General features: G+C 45.5%; 21 protein-coding genes. 4 read left to right on the top strand and 17 right to left on the bottom strand.

The window, feature by feature from the left end; translation table 11 throughout:
• Window positions 1–26: 26 nt before the first annotated feature.
• Entirely contained in the window at window positions 27–1,823 is a 1,797-nt protein-coding gene (gene pepF, locus RWX26_RS08120; protein WP_314580709.1) for an oligoendopeptidase F, read from the top strand.
• 50 nt (window positions 1,824–1,873) lie between these two features.
• On the opposite strand, the gene RWX26_RS08125 is transcribed toward pepF, so the two are convergent.
• From RWX26_RS08125 to RWX26_RS08140, 4 genes are all read right to left on the bottom strand, one after another.
• Window positions 1,874–2,191, bottom strand: coding sequence for a hypothetical protein (locus RWX26_RS08125; RefSeq protein WP_002911665.1), 318 nt, complete (start codon window positions 2,189–2,191; stop codon window positions 1,874–1,876).
• A gap of 250 nt (window positions 2,192–2,441) precedes the next feature.
• The gene (gene trxA / locus RWX26_RS08130) at window positions 2,442–2,756 is read right to left on the bottom strand and encodes a thioredoxin (protein ID WP_002905382.1); all 315 of its coding nucleotides are present in this window, start codon (window positions 2,754–2,756) and stop codon (window positions 2,442–2,444) included.
• Window positions 2,757–2,774: 18 nt separating this feature from the next.
• Entirely contained in the window at window positions 2,775–2,996 is a 222-nt protein-coding gene (locus RWX26_RS08135; RefSeq protein WP_002899027.1) for a DUF4649 family protein, read from the bottom strand.
• Window positions 2,997–3,184: 188 nt separating this feature from the next.
• On the bottom strand, window positions 3,185–3,598 hold the full coding sequence (locus RWX26_RS08140; RefSeq protein WP_032913356.1) for a YjdF family protein: 414 nt from the start codon (window positions 3,596–3,598) through the stop codon (window positions 3,185–3,187).
• Between the two features lie 287 nt (window positions 3,599–3,885).
• On the opposite strand from RWX26_RS08140, the gene RWX26_RS08145 reads away from it, so the two are divergent.
• Entirely contained in the window at window positions 3,886–4,812 is a 927-nt protein-coding gene (locus RWX26_RS08145) for a S9 family peptidase (RefSeq protein WP_002911664.1), read from the top strand.
• A 501-nt stretch (window positions 4,813–5,313) separates the two neighbouring features.
• On the opposite strand, the gene rpsO is transcribed toward RWX26_RS08145, so the two are convergent.
• From rpsO to RWX26_RS08160, 3 genes are all read right to left on the bottom strand, one after another.
• Window positions 5,314–5,583, bottom strand: coding sequence for a 30S ribosomal protein S15 (rpsO, locus tag RWX26_RS08150; protein ID WP_004193424.1), 270 nt, complete (start codon window positions 5,581–5,583; stop codon window positions 5,314–5,316).
• Window positions 5,584–5,749: 166 nt separating this feature from the next.
• Window positions 5,750–6,478 (bottom strand): pseudouridine synthase, encoded by a 729-nt coding sequence (locus tag RWX26_RS08155; RefSeq protein WP_314580717.1) that lies wholly within the window; start codon window positions 6,476–6,478, stop codon window positions 5,750–5,752.
• Between the two features lie 11 nt (window positions 6,479–6,489).
• Entirely contained in the window at window positions 6,490–7,659 is a 1,170-nt protein-coding gene (locus tag RWX26_RS08160; protein ID WP_314580719.1) for an MFS transporter, read from the bottom strand.
• A gap of 193 nt (window positions 7,660–7,852) precedes the next feature.
• On the opposite strand from RWX26_RS08160, the gene def reads away from it, so the two are divergent.
• On the top strand, window positions 7,853–8,485 hold the full coding sequence (gene def, locus RWX26_RS08165) for a peptide deformylase (RefSeq protein WP_314580721.1): 633 nt from the start codon (window positions 7,853–7,855) through the stop codon (window positions 8,483–8,485).
• Window positions 8,486–8,546: 61 nt separating this feature from the next.
• On the opposite strand, the gene RWX26_RS08170 is transcribed toward def, so the two are convergent.
• From RWX26_RS08170 to RWX26_RS08185, 4 genes are all read right to left on the bottom strand, one after another.
• The gene (locus RWX26_RS08170; RefSeq protein WP_002893807.1) at window positions 8,547–8,777 is read right to left on the bottom strand and encodes a GlsB/YeaQ/YmgE family stress response membrane protein; all 231 of its coding nucleotides are present in this window, start codon (window positions 8,775–8,777) and stop codon (window positions 8,547–8,549) included.
• Between the two features lie 94 nt (window positions 8,778–8,871).
• Window positions 8,872–10,113 (bottom strand): aminopeptidase, encoded by a 1,242-nt coding sequence (locus tag RWX26_RS08175; RefSeq protein ID WP_011837526.1) that lies wholly within the window; start codon window positions 10,111–10,113, stop codon window positions 8,872–8,874.
• A gap of 193 nt (window positions 10,114–10,306) precedes the next feature.
• Window positions 10,307–10,993 (bottom strand): class I SAM-dependent methyltransferase, encoded by a 687-nt coding sequence (locus RWX26_RS08180; protein WP_314580724.1) that lies wholly within the window; start codon window positions 10,991–10,993, stop codon window positions 10,307–10,309.
• A gap of 11 nt (window positions 10,994–11,004) precedes the next feature.
• Complete coding sequence (locus RWX26_RS08185; RefSeq protein WP_314580726.1) at window positions 11,005–15,393, bottom strand: PolC-type DNA polymerase III; 4,389 nt, start codon at window positions 15,391–15,393, stop codon at window positions 11,005–11,007.
• A 166-nt stretch (window positions 15,394–15,559) separates the two neighbouring features.
• Between RWX26_RS08185 and RWX26_RS08190 the strand changes: the two genes are divergently transcribed.
• Window positions 15,560–16,102: a DUF1307 domain-containing protein gene (locus RWX26_RS08190; RefSeq protein ID WP_111675268.1), complete on the top strand. Its 543-nt coding sequence runs from the start codon at window positions 15,560–15,562 to the stop codon at window positions 16,100–16,102.
• A 55-nt stretch (window positions 16,103–16,157) separates the two neighbouring features.
• On the opposite strand, the gene RWX26_RS08195 is transcribed toward RWX26_RS08190, so the two are convergent.
• From RWX26_RS08195 to yajC, 6 genes are all read right to left on the bottom strand, one after another.
• Window positions 16,158–16,538 carry a PH domain-containing protein gene (locus RWX26_RS08195; protein WP_111676906.1) on the bottom strand — a complete coding sequence of 127 codons (381 nt, stop codon included), beginning with the start codon at window positions 16,536–16,538 and terminating at the stop codon, window positions 16,158–16,160.
• A gap of 90 nt (window positions 16,539–16,628) precedes the next feature.
• Window positions 16,629–18,479, bottom strand: coding sequence for a proline--tRNA ligase (locus RWX26_RS08200; RefSeq protein ID WP_314580730.1), 1,851 nt, complete (start codon window positions 18,477–18,479; stop codon window positions 16,629–16,631).
• Between the two features lie 65 nt (window positions 18,480–18,544).
• On the bottom strand, window positions 18,545–19,801 hold the full coding sequence (gene rseP, locus RWX26_RS08205; RefSeq protein WP_002905401.1) for an RIP metalloprotease RseP: 1,257 nt from the start codon (window positions 19,799–19,801) through the stop codon (window positions 18,545–18,547).
• Window positions 19,802–20,027: 226 nt separating this feature from the next.
• Window positions 20,028–20,831, bottom strand: coding sequence for a phosphatidate cytidylyltransferase (locus tag RWX26_RS08210; protein WP_111675265.1), 804 nt, complete (start codon window positions 20,829–20,831; stop codon window positions 20,028–20,030).
• A gap of 18 nt (window positions 20,832–20,849) precedes the next feature.
• Window positions 20,850–21,599, bottom strand: a complete 750-nt coding sequence (locus RWX26_RS08215) for an isoprenyl transferase (RefSeq protein WP_002902229.1) — start codon at window positions 21,597–21,599, stop codon at window positions 20,850–20,852.
• A 241-nt stretch (window positions 21,600–21,840) separates the two neighbouring features.
• Complete coding sequence (gene yajC / locus RWX26_RS08220) at window positions 21,841–22,176, bottom strand: preprotein translocase subunit YajC (RefSeq protein WP_002911642.1); 336 nt, start codon at window positions 22,174–22,176, stop codon at window positions 21,841–21,843.
• Window positions 22,177–22,181 lie beyond the last annotated feature (5 nt).

A 22,181-nucleotide genomic window follows, 5' to 3' on the forward strand; every position in this document is an offset into this window, starting at 1 on the left:
TCTATATACGACAAAAGGAGTAGACTATGGAACAAAAACATCGTTCTGAATTCCCGGAAAATGAACTCTGGGACCTAACAGCCCTTTACCAAGACCAAGAGGACTTCCTGCGAGCCATCGAAAAGGCCAGAGAGGACATCCAGAAATTCGTCCGTGATTATCAAGGCAAACTTAGCACTTTCGAAGATTTTGAACGGGCATTTGCTGAGTTAGAGCAGATTTATATCCAAATCAGCCACATCGGCAACTACGGTTTTATGCCACAGACCACTGACTATGGCGACGAGAGCTTTGCGCAGATTGCCCAAGCAGCCATGGAGTTTGAGACCGAGGCCAATGTCGCACTCAGCTTCTTTGACGACGCCCTGGTCGGTGCAGATGAAGCTGTCTTAGAAAGGCTAGGACAAGAACCCCATTTGACCTCAGCCATTCGCCAAGCGAAAATCAAAAAAGCCCACTATCTGGGAGCGGATGTCGAAAAAGCCTTGACCAACCTAGGTGAAGTCTTTTACAGTCCACAGGATATTTACACCAAGATGCGGGCTGGCGACTTTGCTATGGCTGACTTTGAAGTAGACGGCAAAGTTTACAAAAACAGCTTTGTCACCTATGAGAATTTCTATCAAAACCATGAAAATGCAGAAATCCGCGAAAAATCTTTCCGCTCTTTCTCAGAAGGGCTTCGTCAGCATCAAAACACTGCCGCAGCTGCTTATCTAGCTCAGGTCAAGTCTGAAAAATTGCTGGCTGACATGAAAGGCTATGACTCTGTCTTTGACTACTTACTAGCTGAGCAAGAAGTTGATCGCTCTATGTTTGACCGGCAGATTGACTTGATTATGAGCGAATTTGCCCCAGTAGCTCAAAAATACCTCAAGCATGTCGCCAAGGTAAACGGACTTGAAAAAATGACCTTTGCCGACTGGAAACTGGACTTGGACAGCGAGCTCAATCCCGAAGTCAGCATTGATGATGCCTATGACCTCGTCATGAAGTCAGTCGAGCCTCTCGGACAAGAGTATTGTCAAGAAGTTGCCCGCTATAAGGAAGAACGCTGGGTCGACTTTGCGGCCAATGCTGGAAAGGATTCTGGAGGCTATGCTGCTGATCCTTATCGGGTTCACCCTTATGTCCTCATGAGCTGGACTGGACGTATGAGTGATGTCTATACTCTGATTCACGAGATTGGCCACTCCGGTCAGTTTATCTTCTCTGACAATCACCAAAGCTATTTCAACGCTCACATGTCCACCTACTATGTCGAAGCACCGTCTACCTTTAATGAGCTCCTACTCAGTGATTATCTGGAACGCCAGTTTGATAACCCTCGCCAGAAACGCTTTGCCCTGGCTCACCGTTTGACGGATACTTACTTCCATAACTTCATTACTCACTTGCTGGAAGCTGCCTTCCAACGCAAGGTCTATACTTTGATTGAAGAAGGCGGAACCTTCGGTGCAAGCAAACTCAACGCTATCATGAAAGAAGTCTTTACGGACTTCTGGGGAGATGCCGTTGAAATTGACGACGATGCTACCTTAACTTGGATGCGCCAAGCCCACTACTACATGGGACTTTACAGCTACACTTACTCCGCAGGTCTGGTCATCTCTACTGCCGGTTACCTACACCTGAAAAATGACGAAAATGGTGCACGTGACTGGCTTGAGCTACTCAAATCTGGCGGCAGCAAGACTCCGCTTGAGTCAGCTATGATTATCGGAGCAGATATTTCCACAGACAAACCACTCCGCGACACCATCCAGTTCTTGTCAGACACAGTTGATCAGATTATTGCTTACAGCGAGGAGTTGGGGCAATAAAGAATAAACAAAATCAGCTTGAATTTCGTTCAAGCTGATTTTTAAATAGTTTAATAAAAATAAAGAGGCCCAAAAAAGCGGAGATAAAGTAAAATATAGGCACTAAAACAAGCGATAAATATAAGCCATCTTGTCCAGTACTGTGACTTAGTATAACTCTTCATTCGCAACAGCCCGATGAAAAACCAGATCAGACTCCAAAACACTAGGCCTAATATCTGAGGGGCGAAATACGAAATTAGAAGCAAAACAGGGATCAACAAAGCCAATACTAATAAGATTCTTTTTTGTGTTATCTGCTCTCTAGGAATCATCCAGCCTACAAAAAAACACAAAACCGCTGGAGCGATGAATGGTGTCAAAACCATGAAAGCAAAGAAAAAATTCGTTAATAATTGAATAATAACCTCTACCTCGTTCCCATTATGTTTTAAACAATGCGGCTCTATAGCGCGATCCCGTTGGAAAAAATTTACCTCTACTTATTATACCTTAAAATATGTATTTTCAAACAAAAATTTTAAATTGACTCATTATTGTTATAATCGAAATAAAAAAGACCGCTCCAAACAAGAACAGTCTCATTTTAAAACAGGCCAATATAACCGTAATCTTACCTTATCCCAACTCCGCCACAATGGCTTTAATCTGCTGGGCAGTATGAACACCCGCTAGCTGCTTGACGACTTGACCGTCTTTTTTAAAGAGCAAGGTCGGGATAGACATAATGCCAAAGTCGCGTGCTGTAGCTGGATTTTCATCCACATCCATCTTGACAATCTTGAGCTCCTCTTCGGAAACTTCCTCTGAGAGCCTGTCAAGGATTGGCCCCTGCATCCGACAAGGTCCGCACCAAGTGGCCCAAAAGTCAATGAGTACTAATCCATCTTTTGTTTCTTGCTCAAATGTTGCATCTGTAATTGCTTTTACCATTATTTTTCTCCTTTATTCTTAGTCAAACTTTGTCAAATCCTGCTTCATCAGGAAAAAGAAGACGTCGCCATAAGTACCCTGGTAGTTCAAATCATGACCTTTATAAGTCAGTTTTTTAACTGGGTAATAATCTGCCACTCCAATCAAGCAGGCCTGCTGGGACTGTTCAAACTCCTGATAAGACTCAAAGGTCATCTTGCGCTCCTGCTTGACAGCATCCAAATATGTGATTTCAATCATAACTTCTCCTTTTCAAAACTACTCTTGTAATTTTTATTTTATGATTACATTGTAATCTCTTTTGTTACATCTGTCAAATAAAACGACTTGGAGAAATCAATTCACTTTTTAAGCCACTCACTGATTGCCTGACAAACAAAAAAGCCTCCCACCGGAAGACCTTTCCATAGAAATAAGAAAAAACAGGTTCAATGCCCCTTGTGCTTTTCCAATCGTTTTTGCTGTTTGAGTTCGAATTTCCTTTGCTTAGCCAGTTCTTTCTGCTGCTTGCGCTTGACTTGAGCGATTTTCTTTTGCTCTTCAAATTGCAGCTTCAGCGCTTCCTGAGACTTTGAAGACCGTGAAGCCAGCTGCTCTTTTTTAGCCTGTCTCTGCAAGCGTTTAAGACTGACCGACTTAGTCTTCTCCTTCACCCTGATGCTAGGACTAAACTGCAACCGATGATAATAACGGTTTAGAAAATCCAACAATTCCTGCGTGCTAGGCTCTGCACCAAAGGTGACTCGGCAAACTCTATAAGATTGAGCATGTTCCTGCTCGAAAAGACCGTGCCAAAATCCCTCTTCAAAATAAACTGTCAGCGTCATTGAAATCTTATCCATGACAGCACCTCCTTTAAAAATCCCTAAGAATGGACAACCAAGGAGGAAGGTTACTGACAAAAAATCGATTTTTTGCGTCTGGACTACCAACCAGAACTGTGTTTTTATCTTAGTAGCTACAGTCTAGCAATATTTTCTAAAAAATTCAAGGCTATCTGAATCTCGCTTAGATAAATGAATTGGATTTTCTTGTATGAGATCCAGAAAAATCAAAAACAAGAAATCTCTCTTCTTGTAAAATACATTCATTTCCGCTATAATACTACAAATACTGAAAGGAGAGAACTATGAAGTATATTTGGGCTTTTTTAGCAGCCTTGAGCTTAGCTGGACTGGTTCTTTTCTTCTGGCACTCCCAAACCAAATCAAATCCTACTCCTCCTAAGCCAGAAACCACACAGACAGCTTCTAGCGAGAAAATGGACAATCAACCGACTCCGACAGAAGACATCGTGTCTGAAGAATACAGCGTTTCATACGATGACAAGCAGCTCTACGGAAAGATTACTGCTCCTTCTGACTACAAGAGTAAAAAATTGCCGACTATTGTTATCGCACATGGATTGAACAACACCCTTGAGCAATATGAAATGTACAGCCAGCTGTTGGCAAAGCAAGGTTATCTGGTTTACAGCTTGGATTTCTACGGCGGCAGCCGCCAATCGAAAAGCGGTGGACAGGATATGCTGAATATGTCAGTCAAGACCGAACTCACAGACTTGACTCAAGTCATGGAAAAGCTTCGTTCCGAGACCTTTGTAGATAAGAGCAGAATGAGCTTATTCGGTGCCAGCCAAGGCGGTGTCGTTGCCAGTCTCTATGCTGCTGCTTATCCGGACCGTGTGCACAAACTCCTGCTTATCTTTCCAGCTTTCGTTCTTTTCGATGATGCCAAAGAGACCTATCGTGAGCTAGGGAGTCCTGACTTCGACCAACTTCCTGATAGCCTGACACACCACAATACCACTCTGGGCAAGATTTATCTAATCGATGCCTTAGATATTGACATCCAAGCCGAACAGACCAAAATCACAGCTCCTACCCTCATTATCCACGGTACTGATGATGCAGTCGTGCCCTACCAGTATGCGGTCGAAGCGAGTCAGACCATTCCAAATGCAGAGTTGGTCACTGTAGAAGGCGGGGAGCATCGCATTGACGAAAGATTTGCTATCACTGCCGCTCCTGCGATCCAAAAATTCTTGAAAGAGTAAAGCTGCTAATCGAAAAAGTTCTTCTAAAATCATAGAAGACCTTTTTGTTTGGAGAAATTAGAAGAATTAGACTAGGAAATGATATTTGAAGAGCTTAAAATGAATTTAGGGGAAAGACGAATAATCGTACTCCAAAACCCTGAAAACTGATTTGAGATTAGGTTACAATCCTAGTGAAAAAGAAAAACTACTCTTTAGTGGAGTAGTTTCAACTTTGTGTATTCAATTGAACATGGCCTAAGCGAGTCAATAAAACAAAAAAAGCCCCCTGAAGTCAGAGAGCCATTTTGAGCTCGGGCTAAAATCCTAGCAAAAAAGATGAAACTCCTTGTGTTCATCGAACACGGTGTCGTTTCCTTATTTTCATACGGATTTTTGACGCCCTTAGCATCATGATTCTTGCTAGATAAAACGTTTATAAACTAGGCGACGAGGCGAAGATTGTACTAATGGTACATCGAGGCGAAGTCAACGAAGTATAGAAACGTTTTAGACGCAAGATTAGCGACGAAGTCCAAGAGAGTTGATCAACTCACGGTAACGGTTAACGTCGTTCTTACGAAGGTAAGCCAAGAGGTTACGACGGCGACCGATTTTCTTCATCAAACCACGGTAAGTAGCGTGGTCTTTTTTGTGTTGTTTGATGTGGTCGTTGAGGTGGTTGATTTCCCAAGTAAGGACAGCAACTTGTACCTCTACTGAACCAGTGTCACCTTCGTGACGTGCGTATTGTGCAATGATTTCATTTTTTTTCTCTTTTGAGATTGCCATGATAAGCTCCTTTTCTTTACGCTTCATCCGAGTGACAGGTTTGGCATGGCCTGCAACCAAGAAGAAGTTATTTGTCTTTACGACATACTTATTCTACCAAGAAGGACTACCTTTGTCAAATGATTCTGTTTCAACTCTTTTGTATGAGGAATTCAGGCTTTTTCATTTACAATTCAACCCCAAAGATTTCTAAAGAAAGTATTTCTGCCTCGGTCAGCCTCCGCCATTCTCCAGGAGCTAGTGCGGGATCCAACTGTAGGGGTCCCATCGTGAGGCGCTGAAGATTTGTAACTTCTTTTCCGCAGGCAGCTACCATGCGCTTGACCTGGTGGAACTTGCCTTCAGCTAGGGTAATTTCTACGAGAGAAGTCTCTTTTGCCTCGTCCAGCTCTAAAATCTTGAGATGAGCTGGCTGACAGGTGAAATCTTTCAGTTCTATTCCTGCAGCAAAGCGCTCTACATCTGCTTGGTTCATCAGGCCTGCCACTTGAGCTCGGTAGATTTTTTCTATGTGCTTTTTAGGTGACAGCATGGCATGGGCTAGCTTGCCATTATTGGTCAGAAGGAGCAGGCCGTGGGTATCAATATCCAAGCGACCGACAGGGAAGACTTCTTTCTGGCGGGCAGTCTCATCCAGCAAGTCCAGAACTGTCTGATGACGGTCATCTTCTGTCGCCGAAATGACTCCCTGCGGCTTGTTCAGAAGGTAGTAGACGAATTTCTCATAGGTCAGCCTTTGGCCAGAAACAATAATCTCATCTGCTGTCTCATCAATCTGAGTCTTAGGTGATTTCTCTGCTCTGCCATTGACCAAAACCAGCCCTTTCTTTAGGAGCTGCTTAACCTGGGCGCGGGAGCCCAGACCATTTTCTGCTAAAAATTTATCCAGACGCATGGTATAACCTCCTAGATTCTCGGAGCTAGTCCGCTCTTTTCTTTGCTAAATCTTAGAACAAAGAGCGAGGTCAGAATCATAGTCAGACCCAAAACGCTGAAGATAAAGGATGGAGCGTTAGAGAATCTCCCAATGAAACTGAGGACAAATGTAGTGGCCGTTGCTCCGATACTGCAGCCTAAAATCACGATAGAAGTGGCTTGATTGAGGAGGTGGGAGGAAATGCGCTCGGACAGGGTGTAAAAAATGGTCGTCAGACCGACACTATAGACAAAACCGGCGCTAATAGTAGCCATGCTGAGTGACAAAAGATCAGGTGAGAAGCCAATGATAATCTGAGTCAAACCAAAAATCAGACCGGAAAGGCTGAGCAGTTTGTCTCTAAAAACACGTGTCAAACTGGCAAAGCTGACCCCCGCTGCAATCCCAATCAACTGCATCAAAGAAAGTATCACACCTGCAGTCTGGGCCGTCCCCATGCCAGACTTCTCTACAATTCCCGGCACGCGTACATTGATAGCAATATAAGTCAGTACAATAACCCCCGCCACAAAGGCAAAAGCTAGACTTAACTGCCAATCATGACTGCTTAGCTTAGGAGTCAATTCAGACTGTTCTTGCTGCTTTTCAGAGACCTTGTCATAAGGGACAAAAAGCAGATAAAGCGCCAAAACCACCAGTCCAAAGGTGTAGACGAGAAAGGCAGCCTGCCAGCCGAGAGGAAGAAGCCGACTGACGCCAAAAGTCAAGAGGGCTGTCCCGACTACTTCTGCCGACCCCCTCAGTCCTAAAAGCCGAACGCGTTCCTGTCCCTCGTAGCGCTCGCTCACAATCGAAATAGCCTTGGCATTGAGCAGACCGATTCCCATCCCAAAGACAAGCCGAGAGGCAAACATAAGCCAGTAAGACTGATTAAGAAGAGGAAGAAGCCCGCAGAGCGAAAAGATTAGAAGCCCGCTCACAATCATCTGACGCTCTGTCAGGTATTTTTCAATGACTCTGTTAAACAGCAACATCAGCATAATCCCAGCCGAAGGCAAAGAAACCAGAAGTTCTACCCAACTTTCTGGAATCCCCTTATAAAAAGCAAACATAGCCGACTGGGCACTGGAAATCGAAAAAGCCGTAGTCAGAATCAAAGAAAGCGAGAGGATACTCACCTTTTCCATCAATTTTTTCATTCTATTTTCCTTTAAAATTCACACTACCTCTATCATACAGTTTTTTGGGTCAAGACGCAATTTCTTTGTCAGGAATATTATGGGTCGCTGTGGCTCCATTCAAAATCCGGCACCGCCAGACAGTCAAAACCGCTCCCGCCTTTATTTCTTACAGCTTTTATGTTATGATGAAGGATAGAAAAAGGAGAGAATCATGTCTGTGAGTGAAAAAACATCTGTTATTGAACGATTAACCAAACCAGCCCATTTAATTGATATGGAGGACATTATCCGCGAGGGCAATCCGACCCTGCGCGCTATCGCTGAGGAAATCAGCTTCCCTCTGTCAGACCAGGAAATCATTCTGGGCGAAAAAATGATGCAATTTCTCAAGAATTCCCAGGATCCAGTCATGGCAGAAAAAATGGGGCTGCGCGGTGGTGTTGGTCTAGCTGCTCCCCAGCTGGATATTTCCAAACGGCTCATCGCCGTTTTAGTTCCCAACCCTGACGACGAAGAGGGCAATCCACCTAAGGAAGCTTATAGCCTGCAAACACTGATGTACAATCCTAAGATTGTAGCCCACTCCGTTCAGGATGCAGCTTTAGCTGATGGTGAAGGCTGTCTGTCAGTTGATCGAGAAGTACCGGGCTACGTAGTTCGGCATGCGCGAGTGACCGTGGATTACTTTGATAAGGACGGTCAAAAGCATCGTATCAAGCTCAAGGGCTATAACGCCATTGTCGTTCAGCATGAAATCGACCATATCAACGGCATTATGTTCTATGACCGCATCAATGAAAAAGACCCATTTGCAGTCAAAGACGGCATGTTGGTGATTGAGTAAACAACTTGTATATCATTATCAAAAATACCTAGATAGTTTCTATCTAGGTATTTTTTCTATTCTAACTATCCCGTCTCCAGAAAATAGCCAAGAGGATAACTGCTCCTAGCACTGATGGAACAATAGCTGTATCAGCAAGCATTGGTCCCCAATGACCAAAAAGAAATTGACCTATCAAGGAACCAAACCAACCCAAGAGGATTTTTCCGATACAGCCCATGCGCTCCCCACGGCTGGTAATAGCCCCGGCGATAAGGCCGATAATAAAACCGACAAACATACTACCAATCATATATTCCCCTTCTTTCTATATTTCTAGCAAGGCTTCTAAAGAAGCAAGTGGAAGCTATCATTATGGAATGCGCCATTTAAGGCAACTCGAAATCTTAGATTGCCCAGTCTCCATTGCGGAAGATGGCTACGCGACTGCCGTCTTCGCGGATACCGTCAATATCCATCTGATCAGAGCCAATCATAAAGTCCACATGGACATCCGAGCGGTTGAGACCCGCTGCTTCCAGCTCTTCTTCAGAGAAATTCTCTCCACCGACCACACTAGTCGCATAGGCTGCACCGATAGCCAAGTGGTTAGAAGCATTTTCATCAAAGAGAGTATTGAAGAAAGTAATGCCTGACTGAGAAATCGGACTTGGATCTGGTACCAAGGCACACTCACCTAAAGCACGCGCACCAGCATTTTCAAAGACAAGATCTTTCATAACCTGGTCTCCCTTTTCAGCAGTAATATCCACAATCTGGCCATCCTTGAAGGTCACCTTGATGCCTTCGATGATGTTGCCATTGTAGCTGAGAGGCTTGGTGCTAGTCACATAACCTTCTGCCCGGCGAAAGTCCGGTGCTGTAAAGACCTCTTCTGTCGGCATGTTGGCAATGAAATACTCGCCCTGAGCATTTAGACTGCCAGCTGACTCCCAGTGATGGTTCTTGGGCAAGCCCAATGTCAAGTCAGTTCCAGGAGCTGTGTAGTGCAGAGCTGTGAATTGCTCCTCGTTTAAAACCTTAGCTTTTGAGCTGAGTTTTTCTTCATGCGCCTGCCAAGCGGCTACTGGATCATTCTCATAGACACGGCAGGTTTTGAAAATCTGATCCCAAAGCAAGTCTACCGCTTCCTCATCACTGGCTGCGTTTGGAAAGACCTTCTTAGCCCACTCTGTACCGGCTGCTGCAGCGACTGTCCAGCTGACTTTATTGGATTGGGTTGCAATCCGCATCGGCTTCATGGCTATCCCCATAGCCTTAGCAGAAGCCGATAATTTCTCGGCATCCACGCCATTTAAAGCTCCTGGGTCAGATGAACGAACGCCCAAGCGGCTGGCTTTCTTTTCGAGGAGATAGTTCATCTCAGCCACCTTATAGTCTGGAACATTGTCCAAGCGCTCCATCGGTGCATGGAGGAATTTCTCCCGCGTAGTCAAATCATCCGCCCACTGGACGATGACCTCGTGAGCACCCAGAGCATAGGCTTCCTTGACAATCAAGTGAGCCAGCTCACGCTGCTCCACATCAATATTGAGCGCCACCGTGTGACCCGGCTGCACATTAATACCATTGGCAACCAATAGTTTAGCGTATTTTTCTAAGTTTTCTTTAAAATTTGGCAGAACCATGCTGCTTCTCCTTTTCTTTTGTTATTTCTCTTTAAACAGGGACAGCAGGCTAACCGCTGCCACAGTGCCGCAAATCAAGGCAGTCATTTTCAAAATCGTATCTGGGTCAAGATCCAGCTAGTAATCAAACACCTTTTGCGCAGGCTTATCTTCGGCATTTATTCTAAGTTTCATGAGAGAGTCCTTTCCTTTGTTAACCATCTATTGGTTTATGATGCCAGATGACTTTCATATTCCAACCATCCTGAATTAATTTACAGCCTGGCAGCAACTTCCCATAAATCTCTTCATATCCTTTTTTAGAAAGGTAGCGATCTGTTGCTAAATGATTGAGCCAAGATTTGGAGGTGCTATGTTTGAAGATTCTTCTGGCATTTTTCAAGCCGAATCTTTTCCAGTGTCGAGGAAAATCTAAATAAGCGCCTACAACATAGGTCCAAGTTGAAGGAGTGGGCTTTTCTGATACATTGTCCATAACAAACAGGATGCCACCTGGCTTTAGTAATTTCTTACATTTTTCCAAAGCTTCAGGGATGTCCAAATGATGAAATGTCGTTCGACTGAAAATAAAATCAAATTGTTTCTCAAAAACAGCGGTTAAAAAATCATCCTGCAGTAATTCTACATTCTGTAAATCTTCTTTTTCTACTTTATCTTTTGCTATCTGCAGAAAATCTGCAGATAGATCTATTCCTGTCACATGTTGAAAATATGAAGACAGAAAAATGCAGGTATTCCCTCCGCCACAACCAATATCCAAAGCGGAAACTCTACTGTCAGGCAAATTATTCAGTAGATAATCAGGCTTGCCTTCCAAAAGAGTGGTTACCCAATCATATTCTAAAGCAACCGCATTAAATTGTTCCGTAATATTTTCCATGAACCTCCTTCTTAAAACAAATCATCAAACAAACTCAACTGGTTATCTTCAGGCATATTGCCCAGGATTCCCATGTCGTCCATTTTTTCAACTAGGGTGCTAGAGAGGCCGCCGCGTTTGCGGAGCTCTGTCTTAGAGAGGAATTCGCCTTGTTCGCGGGCTCTGACCACTTGGCGGGCAACGTTGTCACCCAGACCGTCCATAGCAGAGAATGGTGGGATAAGGGTATCCTCTTCGATGAGAAACTCAGTCGCATGGCTCTTATAGAGATCCAGCTTTCCGAATTTGAAGCCCCGCTCCAGCATTTCATTGACGATTTCCAGGGTCGTATAAAGGTCAATTTCTACATTGGAGGCTTCGTTGTTCTTACGCTTCTCAGCGATTTCGTTCATCCGGCGCTTGACGGCATCAAGACCACCACTCATGGTCTTGATATCAAAGGCCTTGGCTCGGATGGAGAAATAAGCACAGTAGTAATAAATCGGATGATGCACCTTGAAATAGGCCACCCGCAGGGCCATCATAACGTAGGCTGCCGCATGGGCCTTGGGGAACATGTACTTGATCTTTCCACAGGACTCGATGTACCACTCTGGCACATTGTTTTCCTTCATGGCTGCGATATAGCCATTGCGCTCTTCTTCAGAAATTTTCAGCCAAAGGCCCTTCCGCACGCGCTCCATAATCGTAAAGGCCATCTTAGGATCCAAGCCCTTGTGCATGAGGTAAACCATGATATCATCCCGACAGCCGATAACGGTGGACAGGTCAGCAATCCCTTGCTTGATCAAGTCTTGAGCATTGCCCAGCCAAACGTCCGTACCATGAGAGAGACCAGATAGCTGTAAGAGCTCGGCAAATGTCGTCGGATGGGTCTCATCAACCATACCCCGTACAAAATTGGTCCCAAACTCCGGAATTCCCAGCATACCAGTCGGCGTGCCGATCTGCTCCTGAGTCACACCCAGAATGTCCGTCCCAGAAAAGAGGGCCATGACACCAGGATCATCCATAGGAATATCAGTAGGATCAATGCCAGACAAGTCCTGAAGCTTCCGAATCATGGTCGGATCATCGTGTCCCAGAACGTCTAGCTTGAGGACATTTTCATCAATATCATGGAAGTTAAAGTGGGTGGTCTGCCACTCGGCCGTCACATCGTCAGCTGGATATTGGACCGGTGTAAAGTCATAAACATCCATGTAGTTAGGGATAACAACGATTCCGCCCGGGTGTTGTCCAGTCGTCCGCTTGACTCCGGCAGCTCCCTGCGCCAGACGCTCAACTTCTGCGTCTCGGTAAAACTTCCCGTAGTCGCGCTCATAGCCCTTGACAAATCCATAGGCCGTCTTAGCCGCAACGGTACCAACAGTCCCAGCCCGAAAGGCGTATTCTGAACCAAAGATATCCCGCACGTCCAAATGGGCGCTTGGCTGATCTTCTCCGGAGAAGTTCAAGTCAATATCAGGTACCTTGTCTCCGTCAAATCCAAGGAAGGTCTCAAAAGGAATATCCTGACCGTTCTTGCTCAGCTTGTGGCCGCACTCTGGGCAGTCCTTATCCGGCATATCGAAGCCAGAACCATAGGAGCCGTCCGTGATGAACTCGCTGTATTGACATTTGCTACAGACATAGTGGGGTGACAAAGGATTAACCTCAGTAATCCCAATCATGGTCGCAACAAAGCTGGAACCGACTGACCCCCGTGAACCTACCAGATAGCCCCGGTCATTTGAGCGTTGCACCAGCATCTGCGAAGCCAAGTAAATCACGGCAAAGCCATTCCCCAAGATGGAGGTCAACTCTTTTTCGATCCGCAAGTCCACGATATCTGGCAGCGGATTGCCATAAATTTCAAAGGCCTTTTGATAGGTCAGCTCGGCAACTGTCTCCTCGGCCTTGTCAATGAAAGGTGTATAGAGGTCGCCCTTTACCACCTCGACTGGCTCAAAGGTCTCCGCCAGCTGATTCGGATTGGTGATGACTAGCTTCTTAGCTAAGTCCTCGCCCAAGAAGGCAAATTCATCCAGCATCTCATTGGTGGTCCGGAAGTGAGCCTTAGGAAGCGGAGCCGGCTGGGCATTTTCACCGTGACCAATGGTTCGGTTAATCATAGCTCCCTGACCAAGACTCCGGACGATAATCTCACGATAGATTTCTTCTTCCGGCTCAATATAGTGGACGTTCCCCGTCGCAAGGATAGGCTTGCCCAAGCGATCGCCGACCTCAATCAGATTGCGAATAATGGTCTGCAGTTCTGCCTGGTCCTTGATCTGCTCCTTGGCAATCAGTGGCTCATAGATAGCTGGTGGCATGACCTCGATAAAGTCATAATACTTGGCTACCTCGACAGCTGCATCCACCCCCTGAGAGACAACAGCATCATAGACTTCGCCTTCTGAGCAGGCTGAGCCCAGAATCAGGCCTTCACGATGGGCATCCAGCACGGTCCGAGGAATTCGCGGGACACCTTCGAAATACTTGGTATTGGACAGACTGACTAACTTGAAAATATTCTTGAGTCCCGTCTGATTTTTCACATAAATGGTCGCATGCTTGACCCGAGCTTTCTTGTAGGAATTCTCATCGACCAGATCTGTATTCAAATCCTTGAGATTGGTCACACCATGCTTTTCAGCCACATCCTTGATAAATATAAAGAGGAGGCGGCCCGTCGCTTCCGCGTCATAGTTGGCCATGTGATGATGCTCCAGAGCAATCTGGAAACGCTTGGTCAAAGGCCCCAAACCATGCCGCTTGTACTCTGGATAGAGGTTGCGGGCAAATTCCAGCGTGTCAATAACTGGCTGAGTAATTTTTGGCAGGCCATGACGCTCATAATTGACATTCATAAAGCCCACGTCAAAGGTAGCATTATGGGCAACGAGGACACTGTCCTGGCAAAATTCCTGAAATTCTTTCAGCACCTGCTCTAGCGGTTTGGCATTGCGGACATGCTCATCTGTAATCCCAGTCAGATCCGTCGTAAAGGCCGAAAGAGGATGCCCAGGATTGATAAACTCATCAAACTCTGCGATGATATTGCCCTTATGCATCTTGCTGGCTGCGACCTGAATCAAGTCATTATAAACCGCCGAAAGTCCTGTTGTTTCCACGTCAAAGACCACATAGGTCGCATCGCTCAGCTCCATGTCCACTTCATTGTAGACGATAGGCACCCTGTCTTCTACAATATTGGCCTCCATGCCGTAAATCAGCTGGATACCAGCCTTCTTGGCAGCTTTGTAGCCATGAGGAAAGCTCTGCACATTGCCATGGTCAGTAATGGCGACAGCCTTGTGGCCCCACTTGGCTGCTATTGCAACGATTTCCTCGACCTCAGGCAGGGCGTCCATCGTAGACATATTGGTATGGGCGTGAAATTCAACCCGCTTCTGACCCTCAGGCATCAGATCCTTGCGCTCATAGTGGGTAACGACTTGCACATCCTGCACATTCATGGTCAGGTCGCGAGTGAAGTTGTTCATCTCCACATTTCCGCGCACGCGCAGCCAGGCGCCTTTCTTAATCATGTCAAACTTCTTGGCTTCTTCTTCGTTTTTCATCCATTTCTGCAAGGAGAAGCTGGACGTGTAGTCTGTCATCTTGAAATTAAGCAAGACCCGACCGGTCCGAGTGACCTTCTGCTCCAGATCAAAAACCATTCCCTCAAAGACCAGACGATTTTCCTCAGTCTGAACTTCAATCATAGGGGTAATCTCTGCTTTATCCAGCTTTGGTTTAGCCGCAGCCTTGCGAGCTTGGAAGTCATAGGCTGGCTTTTCTTCTGGCGGTGGTGCCATCTGCTGCAGGGATTCCATGGCTTTTAGCGCTTCTTCATTGGCCGCCTGAACAATCTTGTCATTCTCCACCTGGAAATTCTCCGCTTGCTGCTGAGTCAGCTCATCGCTGTGCTGAACCTGACAGGTCAACTGAGGAAAGCCGTACTTGACCAGCTGCTGACTGAGATTGGGCAGGTGATTCTTGCGAAAATGCTCCGTATCAATGGTCGAAGCCCCCTCAATCAACAGCTTGTCCCCATCCAAATGAACCCGCAGATCCTGATACAGACTCTTGAAGCCATGGCTGGCACATGGACCCTCCTCAAAGGATAGCTGGTAATAAGCCTGCAAGAGCTCATCCGACACCTGGGGAGCCTGACAGTGAATTTCAAAAACAGCTTGATTGCCCGTCTTAGAAAACTCTTGAGCTAAGCGCTTCTGCAATTCCCGAAAAATCTCAATGGGCAGAATATTCGCAAAAGAAAAATGAAACTCCCAGACCCGACTGACCTTGTGGACCAGAACCTTCTCAATTTCAGCATTCAAAAAGGCCTCTGAATTTCTCATTTCCAGTGGCATATCCAGCTGATGCATTAAAATTTCAAACTTGTTTGACATGACATTTCCTCGTACAGTAGTGACCCTATTTTACCATAAATCAGCTCTTTTTTCGACAGAAAAAGAGTAGGGCAAAGCGCGACTCCTACACAATTGTCAATGCATTCTTCTTGACACTAAGTTATGATATAATAGAACAGAACATTTATCAAAAGGAGTCTTAATTGTGAAGAAAATTCTATTAGCCAGCGCTTGTCTGCTGACCCTGACTGCCTGCAGTATGCCTAATCAGCATAAGCAAGAAAACAAACCCAAGCAAAATCAGAATCAAAGCAAAACCAAAGAAGAAAAGACAAAGACGAAAACTTTTTCTAATAAAATCGATGAGTATTATACTAATTCAGTTAAACTTTTCTATACTAAAGACAAGATCCTATCTTTCCAGCTTATTTCCAGCCAGGCCATCCCTGAAGAAAATCAAAAAATGAGCGTCGAAGAACTAACAAAAATCTATAGAGAAGATCTTAAGAAAAGTCCCATGATTGAAGATCAAGAAAAGCTAAAAGGGCTTGAAATTCACGTTGAGATTTCCGAAGACAAGAAAAAAGCTATAGCCATTTTTGACTTTGACCTCAGCAAAATAGATCAAGAACAACTGATTCAGTCAGCAGGTGACTCTGAAAGCAGTCAAACTTTCTTCAAAAAACTCCAAGATAAACCAGATGTTGTCTTTGATTTTTTGAAGGGGCAAGGACTTAAAGAAGAATAAAAAAGCCTTCTGAGTGATTTAACTTTACAGTTAATGCTCAGAAGGCTTTTTTTGTCTATCTTAACACTGCTTCTGCCAAGGCTTTTTGGATGGCGATGACGCTGCGATCGCTGGTAAATTGCAGGACTTCTGCTGGCTCTTGAGCGCTGGAAACCCAGATTTTCAGCTCAGCATCTAAGTCAAAATGGCCGGCTGTTTCCACTGAGAAGCGACTGATAGAGCGATATGGAAAGGACTTATAAGAAGTCTTTTTGCCAGTCATTCCCTGCTTGTCGACCAAGATTAAACGCTTATCTGTAAAGACAATCAAGTCGCGAATGAGGCTAAAAGCCAGTTCCACATTCTCTTTTGTTGTCAGAATATCCTCTAATTGTCTTTCTGTTTTTTCAATATCTTTCTGAGAGGCATTGCCTAATAAACCGCTGAATAATCCCATCATTCGGTCCTCCAATCTATTTTTTCCTACTATAGCATTTTCACCTCCAATAAGCAAAAGAAAACTGCCAGATAAAACTGGCAGTTGCTTTTATTTTGTCAAAATAGACAAGGTTTCTAGCAAATTATCAGCGTGGACTTCAATGGTATCGCCAGTAGCTTTAATCTTGACTTCGACAATGCCTTCTGCAGCTTTCTTACCAACTGTCACACGGATTGGAAGGCCAATCAAATCGCTGTCGCTGAACTTAACACCAGCGCGCTCATTGCGATCATCCACCAAGACCTCATAACCGGCACTCAGCAAGTTAGCCTCGATTTGGTCAGTTAGAGTCAGGGCTTCCTCGTCCTTGACATTGACCGGAATCAGGTGCACATCAAATGGTGCCAGCTCTTTCGGGAAGTTAATGCCCCAAGCATAGCGGAATTCACCCTTAGGAGTTTTATTGACAAAGAGACGGGCATGCTGCTCCATAACAGCGGACAGGAGACGGCTGACGCCTATACCGTAACAACCCATAATCATCGGTACTGCTCGGCCATTTTCGTCCAAGACATTGGCGTTCATGCTGTCAGAGTAACGAGTTCCCAACTTGAAGATGTGTCCAATCTCAATCCCACGAGCAAACTTGAGGACACCTTGGCCGTCCGGTGAAATTTCACCTTCACGAACCTCACGGATATCTACATATTCAGCGGTAAAATCACGGCCTGGATTGACACCAGTCAAGTGATAACCATCTTCGTTAGCACCCACTACAGCGTTAGCCAGGTCTTGCACCTTGCGGTCAGCGATGATTCTCACGCCTTCTGGCAGATTGACTGGCCCTAGTGAGCCAAATCCTGCTCCTAGGAGCTGACGGACTTCATCTTCACTAGCTACGTCAAAGAAATCCGCTGCCAAATGATTTTTCAGCTTGACTTCATTAAGCTGGTCATTGCCGACCAGAAGTGCTACGACAGGAGACTCGTCAGCCATGTAAACCAAGGTCTTAATTGTCTGGCTTTCATCCAGTCCAAGGAAGGCAGCAACTTCGTCAATTGTCTTGCAGTCAGGCGTGGAAACGCGGGCAACTTCTTCCTCAGTCACGACACGTCCTGCAGGCTTGTATTCATCCGTCGCCATTTCAAGGTTGGCAGCATAGCTGGACTCACTGGAGTAAGCGATGGTATCCTCACCAGATACCATCCAGCTGGTCAATTCTGTCCGAATAGCTTCCTGAACATCTTCAGGAATTTCATCAAAGCTGGCTACAGACTTGTCCAAAACCACCCAGCGATTCAAATCCGTCCGGTCTGGCGTAATGGCCATGAATTCCTGACTGTCCTTGCCCCCCATAGCACCACCATCACCGATAATGGCTTTGAAATCCAGCTCGCTGCGGGTAAAGATTTTCTCATAGGCAGACTTGTATTCATCATAAGCTACATCCAAGCTGTCATAGTTAGCGTGGAAACTGTAGGCATCTTTCATGATAAACTCACGCGTCCGCAAGAGTCCGTTACGGGGACGTTTTTCATCGCGGTATTTAGGCTGAATCTGATAGAGATTGAGCGGCAGCTGTTTGTAGGATTTAACCGAATCACGGACGATAGCCGTAAAAGTTTCCTCATGGGTTGGCCCCAAGATAAAGTCGGATTTCTCACGATTTTTCAGTTTGTAGAGGTCTTCACCATAGGTCTCATAACGGCCAGACTCGCGCCAAAGGTCTGCACTGAGCAGGGCAGGCGCCAGCATCTCCACTGCACCAATCTTGTCAAACTCTTCCCGCATGATTTTTTTTGTTTTTTCAATCACACGATTAGCCAGCGGCAGATAAGAATAGACCCCAGCTGAAACCTGACGGACATAGCCAGCCCGCAGCATCAGAGCGTGACTGATAACTTGAGCATCGCTAGGCATCTCACGCAGGGTTGGAATTAACATTTTACTTTGTTTCATAAAAACAAAACTCCTTGACTTTCATTGAATAATTTCTTTTTCATAGTTCTAAGAACTTTAGTTTCTTAGAAGAATAATTTCATGATATCGTTCCAGGTAACGGCAATCATCAGGATGACCATAATAGCCACTCCAGACAGAGTGATATAGGTCTCAGTTTCTCTTTTCAGTGGTTTTCTGCGGATAGCCTCCAGAATATTGAGGACGATTTTTCCGCCGTCTAAGGCTGGAATGGGAATCAGGTTGAAAATACCGATATTGAGCGACAGCATGGCCAAAAGGCTAAGGACTGCTGGTAATCCTTGCTCTGCAGCCTGACTGCTGAAATTGTAAATAGCGACCGGACCGCCCAGCTTATTGATATTGAAGTTGAAGACGATATCTTTCAGAGCTGACAAAATGCGAACCGTAGTAGACCAAGCTGCAGTAAAGCCGCCAATCACCTTGTCCCAGAAGCCAGTCTTGATCGTTGGGGAAACCCCTAGCAGATAACGATTGCCGTCTTTTTTAGGCTGTACGGTAATTTCTTTCGTTTCACTGCCGTGTTTGTAGGTAACAGACAAGGTCGGCGCTTCCTTACTCTTGGCTGTGATTTTCGCCAGAGCGCTGGTTAGATCCGCCCAGTTGCTAATTTCATAGTCATTAATCTTAAGGATTTGGTCGTTATTTTGAACCCCAGCAGCTGCTATAGCACTACCATCCATGACTTGAAAATGATTGCTGTTTTCATCGCGAACGCCGCCCTGAACAAAGGCCAGCAGCATAAATACCAGCACGCTCAGGATGAAATTATTCATAGGGCCAGCAAAGTTGGTGATGAGGCGGCCCCAGATACTAGCATTCTGATACTGAACATCCAGCGGTGCAATCCGCACCTCAGTGCCGTCTTCTTCAACAATCGTTGCATCATGATCTACTGCATAAGTCTTGAGCTCGTCAAGGACCAGACCTGTGATTTCCAGCTTTTCCTCAAAGTCAAAGCCGGTCACATTCATGGGCAGAGCTGTCTGGTCAACCTTTTTGCCAGAGAGATTGATGCGAACCACCTTGCCCTCTGCATCCAAGGTCAGACTAGCCGGTGTCCCCACCTTAATGTCGGTGGAATCTTCCCCCCAGCCGGCCATACGCACATAGCCTCCTAAGGGTAAAATCCGAATCGTGTAGGCCGTCCCATCCTTACCAATATGGGAGAAAATCTTGGGTCCCATACCGATAGCGAACTCTCTGACCAAAATGCCGGACTTCTTCGCAAAGTAGAAGTGTCCGAACTCATGGACCACCACAATGATCCCAAAAATAATAATAAAGGTTATAAACTGCATGGACTTCTATATTTTACCTTTCCTAGAAATCTTGTTTTTTCTTTAAATCAAAGAAGGAGCAGAAAACGGCCAAATACCGAGCTTCCCGCCCCTGCATAGCTGACACTCTTGAAAATAGGGTAGAAGCTCCTCTCAAAATTTTGAGCTCCAAATCCCAGTTCCTTCTCAGATTGTGCGGTCGTTAGACAAGCTTGCCATCCCTTGCTTTCAGCTACGCTCGACTGTCTTAGAACAAGCCGAAGAAATGCATCAGCGGAAAGACGAAGAGAAGGCTGTCAAAACGGTCCAAAACACCGCCGTGGCCAGGAATGAATTTACCAGAATCCTTGACCCCGAAATGACGCTTGACTGAGCTTTCGACCAAATCACCTAGCTGGCCTGCAATACTAAAGAGCACTGCCAGAATTAAAAAGACAAAGGCATTGTAAGGTGCGTACACTTGCGGTCGAACCAACATGAAGATTCCAGTCACTAGAACGGCTGATAGAATGCCGCCCAGGCTTCCTTCAATAGTCTTATTAGGAGAAACTCTCGGCGCCAGCTTTCTTTTCCCAAAACGCACCCCGACCAGATAAGCTCCGCTGTCAGTAGCCCAGACGATAAAGAGAGCTAGCAGGACCTTGTCAATATTCATCAAGCGGGCATCAATCAAGGCATTAAAACCAAGACCGACATAAAAACTAGCTGCAATCGGATAAGCCGCATCTTCAAAGGTGTAATTGGAACCTAGGACAGTCGAAATCAATAGAAGAAAGACGACCAAGCCATAGGCCACGACATTGCCATCCACCGGCAGAAACTTCAGATAGTTCTCCAGGGGCAGGGTTAGGACAAAGGCTGCCAGCATGGCTAAGACACCTTCGATTGTGGCTGTCGGAAGACCTTTCATTTGGAGAAATTCATGCACCGCCAGCATAGCCAGCAGCCCTACAAAAATCTGAAAAATGACTCCTCCTGTCAATACCAGAGGAATAAAAATAGCAAGAGCGATTCCTCCAAAGATTAGACGTTTTTGTAAATTTTTACTCATACTCTTTTACTTTCTCCCTTAAACACCGCCAAAGCGTCGATTCCGACGGCTGTATTCTGCAATTGCAGCCTTCAAAGCCTTCTCATCAAAGTCAGGCCAGAGAATATCCGTAAAATACAGCTCACTGTAGGCTGACTGCCAAGGCAGAAAATTACTGAGGCGCAACTCTCCACTGGTCCGAATCACCAGATCCGGATCGCGTAGCATCTTAGGCAAGTTGCTGGTATAGAGGTAGTTGCCAATGACTTCCTCAGTAATGTCACCGGGGCTGAGTTTGGCATCCAGAACATCCTGAGCAATTAGTTTAACCGCCTGATTGATCTCATATCGACCACCGTAGTTTAGGGCAAAATTGAGAATCAAGCCTGTATTGAGCTTGGTCAAGCTTTCAGCCTTTTCCAGAGCTTCAAATGTCGCCTTAGGAAGCTTAGCCGTATCACCAATCATCTGGATTTTTACATTGTTCTTGTGCAGCTCCGGCACATAGCGGTCGTAAAATTCAACCGGCAGATTCATGATAAAGGAAACTTCCTTTTCCGGCCGAGACCAATTTTCCGTTGAAAAAGCATAGACAGTCAAGACCTGAACACCCATTTCCTTGGCAGCAATCGTCACCTTTTGTAGGGTTTCCATACCAGCCTTATGACCGAACACGCGCGGCTGCATCCTTTTTTTGGCCCAGCGGCCGTTGCCGTCCATAATGACAGCAATGTGTTTGGGAACATTCAGCGGTGCGTTCAGCTTTTCTTTTTTCTTAAAACTAAACATACTTTTTATCCTATTTAAAGTTTTATCAGTTCATTATATCATAAATCCTTGGAATGTGGGCAATTCATCCGCTTTTTCAAGCCTGAGGTCATAAAATAAGGACAGAATGTCAACCAGAGAATCCAAACTCAGTTAAAACTCACCCAGCCTGTCTAAACCGCGAGGCCAATAAGCTTGAAACCAGACACCTCCTAAACGTATGAGTCAAAACAAAAAAACAGCCCGCAAGCTGTTTATTTCTTTACTCTTCAATCGCTGATTCTTCCTCAGGAACATCAACGCTTCCTTCACCACCAGCAACAGCAGGAGTGCCCTCAGTCAATGGCAGTACAGTTTTAATAGCTGTCAGTTCAAAGGTCAGGTAAACACCGTCCACATCCAGAACAACTGTTTTCTTGTCTGTGTCCACTTCATCTACTGTTCCGTATAAACCGCCGATGGTAATGACTTCATAACCCTTTTGCAGCTTGTTAAGACTTTCCATACGCTGCTGAGCCTGTTTCTTTTGAGTACGCATTTGGAAATAGGTCATCCCTACCAGTACAACCGCAAATACAATAAGCATAGTTGGATTCATATATT

The organism is uncultured Streptococcus sp. (assembly GCF_963536705.1).
GTDB lineage: Bacteria > Bacillota > Bacilli > Lactobacillales > Streptococcaceae > Streptococcus.